Origin of the sequence: Algoriphagus sp. AGSA1 (assembly GCF_021390545.1) — a bacterium.
In the GTDB taxonomy this organism is placed as follows: domain Bacteria; phylum Bacteroidota; class Bacteroidia; order Cytophagales; family Cyclobacteriaceae; genus Algoriphagus.
In genome coordinates this window covers 98801-115137 of the sequence record NZ_JAJUWR010000014.1, presented here as the reverse complement: position 1 = coordinate 115137, position 16337 = coordinate 98801, and the positions used below count along the sequence as shown (strand labels likewise).

Sequence of the window (16337 nt, the reverse complement as noted above, 5' to 3'; positions counted from 1 at the left end):
TCCACATTAGCTCCCCTATTGTAAAATCCAGGTCTTGATTCATCTTGCATCCCCTATAATACAAAAATAGCATCGAGTTGAAACCCGATGCTAAATTAATTTTGACCCAGACAACCTCGTTTGGGTTACCCTGGATAAGTCATTCTATAAATATTAGATAAATCTATTCAATAGATTTTCGAAATACTCCTGCTTACCGCTTGTCTGCACAGGCTCCCCTACTTCCGCGGCATAATTTCTCAAATCCTCTAAAGTAAGCTTGCCTTCTTCGAAAGCTTTGCCTTTGCCGGAATCAAAGCTGGCATAACGGTTCTTTCTTCTTTCCAGGTAATCAGACTTCTCCAGAATATCCTGAGCAATCAACATACCTCTTGCAAAAGCATCCATACTTCCGATATGGGCAAGGAATAGATCATCCATATCTGTGGAGTTTCTTCTGATCTTGGCATCAAAATTCACTCCTCCACCTTGGATGCCCGCCGAAGTCAGCAATACAAGCATTGCTTCAGTCATTTCCTGTAGATTCATTGCAAACTGGTCTGTATCCCAACCGTTTTGGTAGTCACCTCTATTGGCATCGATACTTCCGAGCATTCCGGCATCAGCACATACCTGTAACTCATGTTGGAAAGTATGTCCGGCCAGAGTAGCGTGGTTGACCTCGATGTTCAACTTGAAATCTTTATCAAGACCATGTTGTCTCAAGAACCCTATTACCGTGGCGGCATCATAATCATATTGATGCTTAGTTGGCTCCATCGGTTTGGGCTCAATGAAGAATGTCCCTTTGAATCCATTCTTTCTAGCGTAATCGCGGGCTATCGTCAGGAATTGGGCAAGGTGCTCAGTCTCCCGCTTCATGTCAGTGTTCAGCAAAGACATGTAACCTTCACGGCCACCCCAGAAGACGTAGTTTTCTCCACCCAGTGCTATAGTAGCGTCTATAGCGTTTTTCACCTGTGTACCTGCCCACGAAACCACATTAAAATCAGGGTTTGTGGAAGCTCCGTTCATGTAGCGTGGGTTGCTGAATACGTTTGCAGTGCCCCATAGCAATTTCACACCGGTTTCAGCCTGTTTTTGTTTTGCATACTCTGTAATGATCTGCATTCTTTTCTCATATTCACCAAGGGTTGGCCCCTCATCGATCAAGTCAATATCATGGAAGCAGTAGTAAGGAGCTCCGATCTTGGTGATGAATTCGAAAGCAGCATCCATTTTGTCTTTGGCCCGCTGAACAGGATCCTCAGCCGCATCCCATGGATGAATGATAGTGCCCGGACCAAATGGATCTCCTCCCGTGCCACAGAAGGAATGCCAATAGGCTATAGCAAACTTGAAGTGCTCCTTCATGGTTTTCCCAGCGATGATACGGTTCTCGTCGTAAAATCTAAAAGCCAATGGATTATCACTTTCCTTGCCTTCGAAAGGGATTTTATCGATTGAAGAGAAATAAGTTTTTGACATGTTTACTTTGGTTTATTAGGTTTTATAGGTTTGAAAATTATTTATTCATTTTTTGTATTGCTTCCAAATGTCCCTTCCAGGTAGAATAGACTTCTTCGTAGGGATCATAGAAATGCTCGTTTGGCTCTATGGTCTCTACTAATTCCAGTCCTTCAAAAGCTTCTGCCTCGCTCGCAAATACACCTGCGCCAATCCCAGCACCCCTAGCAGCACCTTGGGCACCGTCCGTATCATAGAGTTCCAGTACCACTTTGTTCATGTGAACAAAGGTCTTCCGGAATATAGGGCTGAGGAACATGTTTGCTTTTCCAGCTTTTACAGTATTCAGGTCAAGTCCCATATCCTGCATGATTCGAAAGCCAAAGGTAAGCGCAGAAACAATACCTTCCTGAGCAGCCCGTATCATATGTCGTTTATCATGCTTTAGCAGATCCAGGCCAAGTAGATGTGCTCCCACCGGTTTGTTTTGCATGATTCGCTCCGCCCCGTTACCAAAAGGAATGAAAGTGAGACCTTCCGAGCCGATCGGGGCAGAGCCGCCAAGATTATTCATTTCATCGTATTCAATATGTCCGGCTCCCATTATTTTTTTAAGCCAACTATTGAGTATCCCGGTACCATTCACACATAGCAGTACTCCATAACTTGGATTCTCTTTTGCATGGTTGACATGTACAAAGGTATTAACTCTGGATAAAGGATCATGAAGAGGCTTGTCTGCTACCCCATACACCGTACCTGAAGTTCCGGCTGTAGTCGCCAATTCTCCCGGCTTCAATACCTGAAGGGAAAAAGCATTATTTGGTTGATCCCCCGCACGGTAAGAAATAGGAACCCCCTCTTCTAAACCTGTAACTTCAGATGCCATAGCTGACACTCTTCCCTGAATGGAATAAGAAGGAACCACTTCAGGTATCCAAGATTTAGAGATTTGGTAGTTGTTGAGCACTTTGTCACTCAAACCATTCTTCTGAAAATCCCAGAATATGCCCTCAGACAATCCAGTCTCGGAAGTACAGATCTCCCCACTCAGTTTCATCGCTATGTAATCACCGGGAAGCATCATTTTATGGATTCTGGAGGCTAACTCAGGTTCATTCTCTATCACCCAGCGGAGCTTGGACGCGGTGAAGTTCCCAGGAGAATTCAATAGGTTTTTAAGGCAATATTCTTCTCCGAGTTCTTTGAAGGCCTTCTCACCTATGCCTACGGCACGGCTGTCGCACCATATGATAGAAGGCCTTAGTACATTCTGATTCTTATCTACCAGGACCAAGCCATGCATTTGATAAGCTATGCCGATTCCCTTAAGTTCTCCGTTTTGCACTTTTGTCTTGCTCAGTACATATCGGATAGAGTGTTGTACATACTTCCACCAAGTTTCCGGGTCTTGTTCAGCCCAGCCCTTTTCGGGAGAATCTATGATCATTTCCTCTTCAGGAAAAGCCTTCGATAAAATAGACTTTCCTGAATCAGCGTCAAGTAATGAAGTCTTGACAGAGGAGCTTCCAATGTCAATCCCTAAAAGTAAACGTCTCATTTAATGTGTTTTTTTTACCAGAATACGATGTATAGAGCTGCAGTAATGCCAGCGATCAAGACAGCGCCGATTTTGAATGTGGTACTCGTACTGAACAACTCTTTATTGATTTCGATGCTATTTGGATGGTCTTTCCCTTTGCCTTCTACCAAACTGATTATGATCATCAATGCGGCCACGATCAAGAATACAACTCCCATTCTGTCGATGAAGGGTAAAGCTGGAAAAACCAACTTGAGAACTATTGAGAGTGGGATGCTCAATGCAGCTCCGGTAAGGGCTGCATTTGAGGTTGTCTTTTTCCAGAATACCCCGAAGAAAAAGATCGCAAATACCCCCGGACTGATAAATCCGGTATATTCTTGGATAAACTGGAATGCCTGATCCAATGCGCCTAATGCTGGAGCAACGATCGAAGCTACCCCAAAAGCAACCAAAGCAGTGATTCTACCAACTTTTACCTGCTTGGCTTCTGAGGAATTCTTCCCGATGTACTTATTATAGATATCCATGGTGAAAATAGTGGAAGTACTATTGGCCATGGAAGCCAAGGAAGAAACAATTGCCGCAGTCAATGCCGCAAATGCCAGGCCTTTTAGACCTACCGGTAAAAGCTGAAGTAAAGTAGGATAAGCCCTATCTGACTTAATGATGCCTGTAATAGGGTCTTTCATAGATTCGATAAAACCTACGTCGATGCCGTTAGTCACGATCACATAGGCCGCAATACCCGGTATCACCACGATCAGTGGCATAAGTAGCTTCAGGAAACCTGCGAAAATCATCCCTTTCTGGGCTTCATCCAAGCTCTTTGCAGCTAAGGCTCTCTGGGTGATGTATTGGTTGAATCCCCAATAGCTAAGATTTGTAATCCACATACCGCCTACCAGCACAGATATACCAGGCAGGTCTAGATATGCATCACGGGTACCACCGGCTCCATCAGGAATCATCATTTCACCTTTGGACAAAATCATAGAAAAGTGCCCTGGAACCTCTCTTCTCAGCAATCCAAGGCCTTCCCATGCATCACCACTCCCCACCATCTGCAAAGCTATATAGGTAGTAGCAAGACCGCCTGCAATCAAAAAGAATACCTGAATAACATCAGTCCATGCCACAGCTTTCAGACCTCCATCGATGGAATATATCATCGCAAAGAGCGCCAGGCCAGCTATACCGTAGCCCATAGGCACATTCAGGATTGTATTTAAGCTAAGCGCACCCAAATACAACACAGAAGTAAGATTGACAAACACATAAAGCAACAACCAGAAAATGGCCATTGTGGTCCTTACTCTGGTATCATATCTGTCCAATAGAAACCCGGGCATAGTGTAGATCCCCTTCTTGATATACACCGGCAAAAAGAAGATGGCAACTACAAGTAAAGTAACAGCGGCCATCCACTCATAGGTAGAAATCGCCAATCCCAGCGCAAATCCGGATCCTGACATCCCTATAAACTGTTCAGCGGAAATGTTGGAGGCTATCAATGACGCGCCTACTGCCCACCAAGGCAAAGCCTTGGAAGCAAGGAAATAATCAGAGGAATTTTTAACGTGACCTTTCTTCTCACGGGATACAAAAATACCCATCCCTATGATGAGTAAACAGTAGCCTATAAAAACGGCTAAGTCTAAGGGTTCTAAGAGCATAAATTATTAGGTTAGGTTTGGGCAGTTAGTTTGGGTAAACGACTAATCTTATTAGAATAGGCCGATAAAGATAATATTTTCATGGCAACGTGTACAATAAATTATGCCTAATTCAAATTAATGAAATATTAGTTCTAAAAAGTCCAAAGGACGTATATCCAACCCTCTTCCCCGGAATCTACTCAAGTAACTGATCCCCGTACAGTTAGAAACAAATATCTGATCTGACACCTCTAATTCACTGATTTTATATTCACCTTCATGAAAAGGAACAGATTTTTTCGTTAATTGGTCAAGGATTGCCTGCCTGCTTATTCCATTTATACAACTGCAGGAAAGAGATGGGGTGTAAATGACCTCGTCTTTTACCCAAAAAACATTCGAAGCACCAGCCTCAGAGACAAATCCCCTATAATCCATAAGAATTATCTCATCCAATCCCCTTTCAGCTCTCTCTAGGTTTGCCAGTACATAGGGCAGTGCATTGAGCGTTTTAAGATTAGCCCATGGCGTGGGAAATAAGTGGATCTTCAAAGAAACATCAGCTGATTCTTTGACAGCAGAGGCGGCCTTGAACTCAGAGAGCTGAAGGGTTTGCATCACTTCATTACACTCAGGAGTGTATTTTCCTTTGCCGGCTCTGACTACATTCCACCGCACGCGAAGTTTACTGTCAGGATAACTCTCTCTCAAGAAATGTAGTAACTCCCTAGGTTTGATATCTTCTGATTTTAGACCCAATACTCCCATCCCTTCAAATAATCTTTTAATATGTTTGTCAAAAAACCTAATTTCACCATGATCAAAAACCATAGTTTCAAATAACCCATCTCCAAAACTCATCGCTCGCACAGGGAATTCTACGACAGCTTGTGAAGACCATAAATCACTAGATGAAAGTTTTTGATAGGTTGTTTCGTTTTCGGTCATAAAACTGTTCATTATCGCTCAGTTAGCTAATTTGTTTGCTTATGGATTTGTTAAACTATGTCAATGTCAGACCATTTAAAGCAGGTTCTATACAATAAACATGGATTTTTGTTTAAAATCATGCACAGGATTTTACCTTAGCACCAAAATTGGAATATTAGTCCCAGATGGCAAATAAAAGTAGTGTTTTTGATATGATAGGACCAATAATGATCGGGCCATCTTCTTCTCACACAGCAGGAGTAGTCAGAATAGCCAGAGCAGCTATCCGCATATTGGGAGGAATACCTGATGATGCTTCCATCACATTTTATAATTCCTTTGCCAGAACCTATGAAGGTCATGGAAGCGACAGGGCTATTATTGGTGGTTTGATGGACTTCAAAACCGATGATGCCAATATTAAGACGTCCCTGGAGATTGCTCAAGACAAAGGATTTACCTATCGGTTTAGATCTATTGGCAATTCCTCCATACACCATCCCAATACTATAAAGTTGAATCTCGTAAAAGGAGACCGTTCTGTAGAAGTAGTGGGTGAAAGCCTGGGTGGCGGAGTGATCAATATTTCAGAAGTTGACGGTTTTGTGGCCAACTTCTCGGCCGCTAACCATACACTCATAATAAAGGCAGAGGATATTTCCGGTGCCATTGCATTTATCTCCGCAGTGATCGCTCAGGAAAAAGCCAATATCGCTACCATGTCTGTTTCTAGAAAAGGCAAAAATGACATAGCTTGCCATGTGATAGAGATGGATTCAGGGATCAATGAAATCACACTTAATTATTTAAAATCTTTACCCTGGATCACCGAATTAATATACATACCTGACATTGACCTTTAATTACATTATGAAAAAATTCCTACTAAGCATTGCCTTGGCAACTGGAATTGGTTTTTCGATTTTTGCACAAGAACCTATTATTCCCTCCGGCCCCATCGATTTGGAAACGGCGGTTGCTATTGCTCTTGAAAACAACCTCTCGCTGAAACGAAGTGTATTGAACCAGCAGACCGTTGAAGCCAATCTCCTGCAAGCCCAAGGTGAACGCTATCCCAATCTTTCTGCGGGAGCAAGTACAGGGTATAGATGGGGTAGATCAATCAACCCGGTAACAAACCTTTTTGAAACCGCCCGAATCGGAAATGTTAACGTATCGGCTTCATCCAATGCCACCATATTTGCCGGAAATCAGATCAATAATTCCATTAAACAATCAAAAGTGGATCTGGAAGCAGGCATGTATAATATAGAAGCTACCAAAAATGATATCACATTAAATATCATCAACTTGTTTATCAATGTGGTCTTCAACCGCGAGCAGGTAAACGTAGCGGAAAATCAACTGGCCTCTACCTCAGACCAACTGACAAGAACCACCAAATTGGTAGAAGCGGGATCACTTCCCCTCTCCGACCAATTGGACGTGCAGGCACAAAATGCCACAAACCAGGTGAATCTGATCAATGCAAAAAATAACTACAACATTGCGAAACTCAACTTAGCCCAGGCCCTGCAGATACCTTATACATCGGAGTTTTCGGTGATTGAGCCCGAATTCGAAATCAATGAGTTGCTGATGGCCACAGAAACCCCAAAAGACATATACAATGAGGCAATGAGATTTATGCCCGAAATCAAAGCCGCACAGGCAAATGTACTCAGCGCTGAATACGGGGTTAAACTTGCAAAAGGAGGATATTATCCCACTCTTGGAATTGGTGCAAACATCTTTTCCAATTATGTGGATCAAGTGTATGGAACAGAAAGGCCCACATTTGGACAGCAGATAGAGAACAACTTATCGGAGGCAGTTAATCTTCAACTTAGCATTCCTCTCTTTTCCAGGCTGAGCAACAAAGCAAACGTGCAAAGAGCCAGAGTACAAAAGCAAATCTCGGAAGTAGCAGAATTAGAAGCCGAAAACCAGCTACGTAATGATATTGAAACTGCCTATAATAGCGCCCTTGCAGCACAGCTTACTTATGAATCATCTCTGATTCAGGTAGAAAGTCTAAAGGAAACTTTCCGTATCGCCCAACAAAGATTTGACTTAGGCGCTATCAATTCTGTAGATTTTCAGGTGGCACAAAACAACCTTTTCAATGCGCAGGCAGATTTGCTTAATGCGAAATACACATACATTTTCAGGGTAAAAGTTCTTGATTTTTACCTGGGTAACCCCATTAATCTCAATTAAACCATGGCTAATAAGAAATCAAACAAGCTATTGTATTACCTCCTGGGAGGAATAGTAGTCCTCATCATTTTTGCGGTTATCGCCCGAAATGCCGGATGGGTAGGTGGTGAAAAACAAACACAGGTGGAAGTCTCAACAGTAAAAAAAGTGCCCATCATCGAAAAAGTGAGTGCCTCAGGAGAAATACAACCTGAAGTAGAGGTTAAACTCAGTCCAGATGTTGCAGGTGAGATAATCTCCCTAAATGTAAAAGAAGGAGATTCTGTGGCCGCCGGTATGCTTTTGGTGAAAATCAGGCCTGACAACTTTATCTCTGCGCTCAATAGAACCAAAGCCAATTTCTCCCAACAAGAAGCTAATTTATCACAAACCCGGGCAGCATTGCAGCGCTCAGAAGCCCAGTTCACCCAAGCAGAACAGAACTTCAATAGACAAAAGAGTTTATATGAGTCCAAAGCTATTTCTGTGGCCGACTTTGAGCAAGCCCAGGCTGACTATATCTCTGCGCAAAAGGATTTGGAAGCTGCCAAGCAAAACGTGTTAGCTGCAGAATTTGTAGTGAAAAGCTCGCAGGCCTCTGTGGATGAAGCATCAGAAAATCTACGTTTGACGAACGTCTATTCTCCAGTAAATGGAATTGTTTCCAACCTTTTGGTAGAACAGGGAGAACGTGTGGTAGGAACGCAACAAATGGCAGGTACGGAAATGCTGACCATCGCTGACCTTTCTAAAATGGAGGTCAGGGTGGATGTCAATGAAAATGACATCGTCCGATTGAGTATGGGAGATACCACTATAGTGGATGTGGATTCCTACGCATATACTGGCAAAACCTTCAAGGGCGTAGTGACCAGCATAGCCAATACAGCTAATGTAAAAGCATCTGCTGATGCTGTGACCGAGTTCAAAGTGAAAATCAGAATTCTAAATGACTCTTACCAAGACTTGGTCCAAGAAGGCAAAAAATATCCTTTCCGTCCTGGCATGACGGCCTCAGTGGAGATTATCACCAACTCAAAAAATGATGCGCTATCTGTGCCATTGGCTGCGGTCACTACCCGAGACCATATGCAGGATACACTTGTGGCCGGAGCCACTCGTCCCAAAGAACTGGTATTTGTCAATGATGGAGGAGTCGCTAAGCTGAAGGAGATCAAAACCGGTATTTCTGACTTTCAAAACATCGAGGTTTTAGAAGGGCTAACTGAGGGCGAACAAATCATCTCAGGGCCTTATTTCGTAGTAAGTAAAAACCTCAAAGAAGGCGATAAAGTAGCTCCCCTAGAGGGAAAGGCAACTCCTGTCAAAAGTAATTAATTAGCGGTAGGAGAAAGTTTTACCATGATCTAATGATTATTTATTACTTCAGCAAAAATGCCAGTTAGTTTAGACTCACTGGCATTTTTCACATTAGTCCCTCATATAACAACGACGGGCTACACTACTATCACCATTTTTTCAACTGTGCATAAACCAAATGTAAAGGAAACCCCATTACTGTATAATAGGATCCTTCGATCTTTTCCACCCCCATAAAACCAATCCATTCCTGAACACCATAAGCCCCCGCTTTATCCATAGGCTTATATTCATGGATATAGTGCCAGATCTCCTCCTCCTCCAAAAAACGGAAAGTAACGATAGTCTCATCCTCCAGAGTAATCTGCTTTTTCTTATCTCTTAAAGTCACCGCGGTCATTACCGAATGAGTCGCCCCCGAAAGACTCTTTAGCATATCGAAGGCTTCCTGTTCAGTTTTAGGCTTACCTAGCACATGTCCGTTCTCCAATACCACGGTATCAGAAGTAATTAGAATTTCATCATCTTTAAGTTCATCGGCGAATGATTCAGACTTCAGTTTAGAAAGGTAAGCAGCTACATACTCAGCCTGGAGATCCTTTGGGATAGTTTCATCCACAGCATTCACCCTTACTTCAAATGCGATTTCCAAGCCTTTCAGCAATTCCTGTCTCCTTGGGGAATTGGAGGCAAGGATAATTTTCTTATTTGATAGATTATTTAAAAAAGGCTTCATATTCGAATTCAAATTCATCTTGTTCAATACTGGCAAAAAGCAACCCGCCCAATGCTTTGGGATAGAAATAGGTGGATTTTTGCGGCATTACCTCTCCACTCCTGCACACTTCTAACACTTGTTCTAATTCTAATTCCCTCGTGATCACAGCAAAGCTTGCTTTTCCTGAACGGACTTCTCCTATACATTTTGAAAAATTACGTTCGTAGGCTAATTGGTCGGAAGTACGCTGATCAGCTATCTGTATATTCAAAATCCTGGCGAACAATACCTCGTGGAGCACTACCAAATCAAGATTTCTGATGCTTTCTGGCATATGCAAGTTGATCTCGACCATCCTCTCCTCTTTGAATTGAAGCACATAGCTCTCCTCTCCCATTACCAATCCAAAGGTATGTGGTTTATGAAAAGCATAAGCACCTAATTCTTCAGGATCACCAAATTTCTTTATCTCAAACCATTCACTTACTTCTTTGAGGAAAAAATCCTGGGAAAGTACCATCCCATAAAACAAGCGGTGGGTAGGCAGGATTTTCAGATGGTTTCCACTGGTATTGGTCAGATACATCAGGTGATAATCATATCCCTTCCATTTCTTTTCAGGAGATGTACCCTCCATAGCCTTTCTGTAAGCTATTGCCCCTTCCAGACGGTGATGCCCATCCGCAAGTACAACCTGCTTATCTTCCAATACTTTTATAAAATGACTTATAATATGTGGTTCGTCGATTATCGCCATCACCTCACGGACCCCCTGATAATCTTCCAAGTCATATAGGGGATTTGCGATGGCATCATCCATGTATTGTACAAGTTGCTCATCCTTGTCTTCATACAGGCCGTGAGTCGGACTAGTCTGGATCTGGGTGGTTTTCAAAAGATCAATTCGGTCATTCACAGCTGAGACTATGGTATTCTCATGTCTTAAAATAACTTCTTCCTTCCAATCGTAGGCTTTTATCTGCGCTATAAAGCCTTTTCTACAGCGCACATCATGCTCTCCCGGAAGACGGAAATATTGATAATAGACATAGATTCCCGGCTTCATATCCTGGCAGATGATGCCCTTAGATTTCCATTTATGGAGGGTTTTGAGTGCTTGTTCTGCAGGATTATCACCCTGAGGTACAGAAAGATGAATACTGTTCAGGGGATTTTCATAGAGCAACTTCCGCTGACTTGCCGACACCACATCAAAAAGAGGTGCGGTCAATTCCTCCATCATAGGAGTATAAGCATCGGCGTAGCGCCATGCTCTGATAGGTAGTATCTCTGCCATCCTATTGAAGCCGAGCTCTCCAGGCCGATTTAGTTTTTGGCATAGATCCTTCCTGCACACTTCCTCCGGATTGATTCTTAGTATAAAATTCCACAGCTAACGCTGAGAGTAATCCTAGCTCTGAATCAGTAAACTCATCATCGAGCACTGCAGGGTCAAAGTAATTCTCCACAAATTTAGTGTCAAAATTCCCGCTTCTAAAAGCCTCGTGAGCGATCGCAAACTTACAAAAATCGAGCGTGGTCTGGATTCCCACTATCTTATATTCCTCGATGGCTTGAACCATTTTGTGAATAGCCGCATCCCTTGTTTCAGCGTGGGTGATCAGCTTCGCAATCATAGGATCATAATATATCGGAATATCCATTCCTTCCTCAAAACCATCATCCACACGGATTCCTGCACCTTGCGGCCTTTGATATGTCTGCAATCTTCCGATGTCCGGGAGGAAATTATTCTTGGGGTCTTCGGCATATACCCGTACCTCCAGGGAATGGCCGTTGATCTGCAAGTCCTCTTGAGTGAATGAGAGAGAATTGCCTTCAGCTATGAGTATTTGTTCACGTACAAGATCCTTTCCCGTGATCATTTCGGTCACAGGATGTTCTACTTGCAGGCGGGTATTCATTTCCAAGAAAAAGAAATTCAAATCCGCATCCACAATGAATTCCACCGTACCGGCACCAAAATATCCGCATGCTTTGGCCACTCCTACTGCGGCCTCTCCCATAGCTTTGCGCATTGAGGGTGAGACTACTGAAGAGGGAGCCTCCTCCACCACCTTTTGGTGTCTGCGTTGGATGGAGCATTCCCGCTCAAATAGATATACAATATTTCCTTGTTGATCTCCAAGCACCTGGATTTCTATATGCCGGGGAGAGGAAATATACTTCTCTATAAATACCGCACTGTCACCAAAGGATGATTGGGCTTCACTTACGGCCCTTTGCATTTGCTCTTCGAATTCGGCCTCATTTTCTACGATACGCATTCCTTTACCTCCCCCTCCCGCGCTGGCTTTTATCAGGATTGGATAACCTATTTCAGCAGCCCTGGCCTTAGCTTCCTCTACATCGGATATGGCTTTTTCAGTGCCAGGAACTAAGGGAATGTTATACTTACCTACAGCTTGTTTAGCCGCAAGTTTGCTTCCCATTATGGTAATTGATTCAGGAGAGGGCCCAATAAATAGTAATCCTGCCTCAGCCACTTTTTTGGCAAAATCCGCGTTTTCCGATAAAAACCCATAGCCGGGATGTATGGCATCCACGTCTAGCTCTTTACATGCCTCTATGATTTTATCTCCCAATAGATAAGACTGCGCTGATGGAGGTGGTCCTAGGCAGACGGCCTCATCTGCAAAAAGCACATGAGGTGAAAGCCTATCGGCCTCGCTATACACCGCTACTGTGCGTATATTCATTTGTCTGACTGTACGCATTATCCTCAGACTGATCTCGCCTCTATTGGCAACTAGTATTTTCTTGATTTTGGGCATGTCACTGGTGTTAAAAATTAGTTTTTTGGGTTTTGGCTAAATAAGCAAAATAATCTGAGCTTTGGTAAGAATCATTTGTTTCAGGGGCGTTTTTTGCTTGGCAGGCAATTAAGTTTTATTTTTGTCGGATTTTAATGAACAGATCATTAAATCCCTTATCACTTAAATTCGAAACGCTTTGGATCTATTTGCAAAATTAAAAATGAACATGGGCCCTTTGGGCAAACACTCCGAGTTTGCAGACGGCTATTTCTCCTTCCCGAAACTAGAAGGTAAAATTGCTCCAAGAATGAAATTTCAGGGGAAGGATGTTCTTACCTGGAGTTTGAATAATTACCTAGGCCTAGCAAATCATCCTGAAGTACGAAAAGCTGACGCTGATGCAGCCGCTGAATATGGCGCCGCCTACCCTATGGGCGCACGTATGATGTCCGGGCAGACCAGCCTTCACGAGCAACTAGAGGATGAATTGGCCGCTTTTGTCAATAAAAAGAAAGCCTATTTGTTGAATTACGGCTATCAGGGAATCATGTCTGTGATAGATTCACTCCTTGATAGAAAAGATGTGGTAGTCTATGATTCAGAGTGCCATGCTTGTATCATCGATGCATTAAGAATGCATCTGGGCAAGCGATATGTGTTTCCTCATAATGACATAGAAAACTGTGAAAAACAGTTAGAAAGAGCCACAAAACTTGCCAATGAAACCGGCGGAGGTATTCTGGTGATCACTGAAGGTGTATTTGGGATGACCGGTGATCAGGGCAAGTTAAAGGAGATTGTTGAACTTAAGAAAAAGTTTGATTTCAGATTACTGATAGACGATGCACATGGCTTTGGTACCCTGGGTAAGACAGGTGCCGGTACAGATGAGGAGCAGGGAGTGCAGGATCAGGTGGATCTTTATTTCTCCACATTTGCCAAATCTATGGCTAGCATCGGGGCATTCATTGCTGGCGATCCTGAGGTGATCCTATATTTAAGATACAATATGCGTTCACAGATATTTGCCAAATCTCTGCCTATGCTATTGGTAAAAGGTGCGCTAAAACGTCTTGAACTATTGAAAACCCAGCCTGAACTGAAAGACAACCTATGGAAAATCGTGGGAGCTCTTAGAAAAGGGCTTCATGACAATGGCTTCAGCACGGGAAAATCCAATTCTCCTGTGACACCTGTGGTACTGAACGGTACTGTGGGCGAAGCTGCCTCATTGACTCAGGACTTAAGAGAAAATTACGGAATCTTCTGTTCTGTAGTGATATATCCAGTGGTGCCTAAAGGCATGATTATCCTAAGATTGATCCCTACTGCTGTACATACCCTAGAAGATGTAGAGGAAACCGTCACTGCTTTTGCTGCTATCAAAGAGAAATTGACCAGTGGAGTATATAAGAATTCTGCACTTGCATTATCCTTTGGTGAGTAAAAAATATTCAAAAAAAATGCCCTCTGGATTGATTTAGCAAGTATTTGGGCTATATTGAATTGTAATTAACTTATCATCAACTTTAAAAAACACTTTTACTATGAGCAAATTCAGTGAAGTAAGCGAATTAGTCAATTCTCTTAAAGACGACTTTGAAAAGTTCTACGAAAAAGGAAATCAGGCAGCTGGTACACGAGTTAGAAAAGGAATGCAAGATTTGAAAAACCTAGCTCAGGATATTCGTAAAGAAGTCCAAGACATGAAGAATGCAGGATGACCCAAAAACTAAAAAAAGAAGGTGACTCTAAGGTCACCTTTTTTATATCTGGTTTTTGTAAGGAGTGATTATAAATCCAACTTATTATTAACTTGATTTATATCGGCAAGCCTTTTACTCGGATCTATTTCTATTGATTGTATGGCCGAGGACTTTTTATTGACAGTGATGGTTTTGCTCAGGTTTGTCCATGGCCAAGCATCAGACATCACTCGTGGAGTTGCTTCATTTTCCTGAGGCTTTTCTCCTCGCATGATTTCTAACGGTAGATAGACCATCTCTGAAGTACCATCCTTATACGTGATCAGCAAGTCTATTGGCATAGGCATCATCCCGATCCGCTCCAACGTAATGTCAGTCTTCTCTCCATTTTCGGATACGTTCTTGATACCATAATCTATAGTCTTGGTGGTATATACAAAGTATTCCTTATACCAATCCAGCTCCAAGCCGCTCTCCTTTTCCATCACGCGGATAAAATCATTTGCATTAGGATGCTTAAACCCCCAAGTATTCCAATACCTCAACATCCCTTTGTCTCTAGCATCATCTCCGATGATGTAGCCCAACTGAGCCAAAAAGACTGCCCCTTTGGAATAAGCGGCGGTGCTGTAGGCTGCATTGGTATTATAGTGATCAGCATGTGTGCTCATTGGCTCCTCTTTGCCTGAACTCACTAATCTGTAGTATCCTGAATAAGCCCCTTTTAGCGGATCTTCACTCGGTTGATAAATCGCTGACATGGCCAAAGATGTAGCATAGCTTGTAAACCCTTCATCCATCCATGGATATAGCGCTTCATTGGTCGCCAAAACTCCCTGGAACCAGCTGTGAGCCAGTTCATGTACCATCACCCCTACCAGACTGCTTAGATTCCTACCACCTGTAATCAGCGTGGACATAGGATATTCCATACCGCCGTCACCACCTTGAATTACCGAGAACTGCTTATAAGGATATTGACCAAAATGCTCAGACATAAATTCGATTGCTTTTGGCGTATATTCTTTTAGTTTTTCCCAGTTTTCAGTAGATCCATCCTTAGGAATATATAGGTGATGCACGGTGATCCCATTGGCCATTTCCACTTTATCATGGCGATACTTTGGATCTGCAGCCCACATGAAGTCGTGAACCTTTGGCGCATTGAAGTGCCAAGTGAGTTTATCTCCCTGAGGCTGAGTGACGGCTACTCCTTCATCTTCATACCCATATCCAATCTCATTGGGATTTTGAAGGTAGCCTGTTCCCCCAAGTATATAGGATTTGTCTATGGTGATCTTCACGTCAAAATCGCCCCAGATACCATAGAATTCACGGCCTATGTAAGGATTGGCATGCCATCCCTGCTCGTCATATTCAGACATTTTGGGATACCATTGTGACATAGAAAAGCGGACTCCCTCTTCACTGTCTCTTCCAGACCTTCTGATCTGCACAGGCACCTGTCCCTCAAATGACATTTCGAATTTAGCCTCAGAATTTGGCAATATAGGTTCAGGAAGCTCTACTTCCAGGATAGTTCCCACCTCTCTATATTCTACAGGCGTGCCATTCATACTAAGGCTGTTCACCCGCAGATATCCTATCTCCTCAGGCTTCAGCTTGCTGATGCGGGTACCCACTCTGCGATCTGGATCTGTGATGGTTCTGGATCTTTGATCCATCATACTGCCTGGCTGGAAAGCATTGAAGTATAAGTGATAAAATACCCGATCCAATGTATCAGGAGAATTATTTGTGTAAATCAATACTTGGGTTCCCTTGTATTGATTGGTATTGACGTCCATATCGACATCCATCTGATAATCAGCAGCCTGCTGGAACCTACCCGTTTGGGCAAAGACACCACTGCTCATTACCATGAAAAGAAAAAGCCCTTTGAAAGGCTTTGCCAAGTTTATCTGCATATTCATGAAATTTTTACAAAGAAAACCAAAATGAAATCACCCCCCAAACCACCCGTAAAAAACAAGGCACCGGATATTCTCAAGTGCCTTAGGTATTTCAAAGTTTTTGTAT

At 42.9% G+C, this 16337-nt stretch carries 13 protein-coding genes; 5 read left to right on the top strand and 8 right to left on the bottom strand.

Translation table 11 applies throughout. The features are described from left to right. Window positions 1-153: 153 nt before the first annotated feature. The 4 genes from xylA to LZF95_RS12875 form a co-directional block, all read right to left on the bottom strand. Window positions 154-1467 (bottom strand): xylose isomerase, encoded by a 1314-nt coding sequence (gene xylA, locus LZF95_RS12890; RefSeq protein WP_233755493.1) that lies wholly within the window; start codon window positions 1465-1467, stop codon window positions 154-156. 37 nt (window positions 1468-1504) lie between these two features. Further along, on the bottom strand, window positions 1505-3007 hold the full coding sequence (locus LZF95_RS12885; protein ID WP_233755492.1) for a xylulokinase: 1503 nt from the start codon (window positions 3005-3007) through the stop codon (window positions 1505-1507). A gap of 14 nt (window positions 3008-3021) precedes the next feature. Beyond that, a complete protein-coding gene (locus LZF95_RS12880) occupies window positions 3022-4665 on the bottom strand; it encodes a sodium/sugar symporter (protein ID WP_233755491.1) in 1644 nt (547 codons plus the stop codon). A gap of 117 nt (window positions 4666-4782) precedes the next feature. Beyond that, window positions 4783-5607, bottom strand: coding sequence for an aminotransferase class IV (locus LZF95_RS12875; RefSeq protein ID WP_233755489.1), 825 nt, complete (start codon window positions 5605-5607; stop codon window positions 4783-4785). 155 nt (window positions 5608-5762) lie between these two features. Between LZF95_RS12875 and sdaAB the strand changes: the two genes are divergently transcribed. Genes sdaAB through LZF95_RS12860 form a run of 3 tightly spaced genes read left to right on the top strand, consistent with a single transcriptional unit; the run spans window position 5763 to window position 9114 of the window. Next, window positions 5763-6440: an L-serine ammonia-lyase, iron-sulfur-dependent subunit beta gene (gene sdaAB / locus LZF95_RS12870; protein ID WP_233755488.1), complete on the top strand. Its 678-nt coding sequence runs from the start codon at window positions 5763-5765 to the stop codon at window positions 6438-6440. Window positions 6441-6447: 7 nt separating this feature from the next. Beyond that, window positions 6448-7797: a TolC family protein gene (locus LZF95_RS12865; protein WP_233755486.1), complete on the top strand. Its 1350-nt coding sequence runs from the start codon at window positions 6448-6450 to the stop codon at window positions 7795-7797. Between the two features lie 3 nt (window positions 7798-7800). Next, entirely contained in the window at window positions 7801-9114 is a 1314-nt protein-coding gene (locus tag LZF95_RS12860) for an efflux RND transporter periplasmic adaptor subunit (RefSeq protein ID WP_233755484.1), read from the top strand. A gap of 130 nt (window positions 9115-9244) precedes the next feature. Here the strand turns inward: LZF95_RS12860 and LZF95_RS12855 are convergent, their stop codons facing one another. From LZF95_RS12855 to LZF95_RS12845, 3 genes are read right to left on the bottom strand one after another with little or no spacing between them, the layout of a single operon-like run. Continuing rightward, window positions 9245-9832: a Maf family nucleotide pyrophosphatase gene (locus tag LZF95_RS12855; protein ID WP_233755481.1), complete on the bottom strand. Its 588-nt coding sequence runs from the start codon at window positions 9830-9832 to the stop codon at window positions 9245-9247. Then, a complete protein-coding gene (locus LZF95_RS12850) occupies window positions 9813-11111 on the bottom strand; it encodes a DUF1015 domain-containing protein (RefSeq protein ID WP_233755479.1) in 1299 nt (432 codons plus the stop codon). Before LZF95_RS12850 ends, LZF95_RS12855 begins: the two co-directional genes overlap by 20 nt. 1 nt (window position 11112) lies before the next feature. Further along, window positions 11113-12609 (bottom strand): acetyl/propionyl/methylcrotonyl-CoA carboxylase subunit alpha, encoded by a 1497-nt coding sequence (locus LZF95_RS12845; protein WP_233755477.1) that lies wholly within the window; start codon window positions 12607-12609, stop codon window positions 11113-11115. A gap of 178 nt (window positions 12610-12787) precedes the next feature. On the opposite strand from LZF95_RS12845, the gene LZF95_RS12840 reads away from it, so the two are divergent. Continuing rightward, the gene (locus tag LZF95_RS12840) at window positions 12788-14038 is read left to right on the top strand and encodes an aminotransferase class I/II-fold pyridoxal phosphate-dependent enzyme (protein ID WP_233755475.1); all 1251 of its coding nucleotides are present in this window, start codon (window positions 12788-12790) and stop codon (window positions 14036-14038) included. A 100-nt stretch (window positions 14039-14138) separates the two neighbouring features. Further along, the gene (locus tag LZF95_RS12835; protein ID WP_233755472.1) at window positions 14139-14315 is read left to right on the top strand and encodes a histone H1; all 177 of its coding nucleotides are present in this window, start codon (window positions 14139-14141) and stop codon (window positions 14313-14315) included. A gap of 68 nt (window positions 14316-14383) precedes the next feature. Here LZF95_RS12835 and LZF95_RS12830 read toward each other — a convergent pair whose 3' ends face one another. Then, window positions 14384-16225, bottom strand: coding sequence for a M1 family metallopeptidase (locus LZF95_RS12830; RefSeq protein ID WP_233755471.1), 1842 nt, complete (start codon window positions 16223-16225; stop codon window positions 14384-14386). Between the last annotated feature and the right edge of the window lie 112 nt (window positions 16226-16337).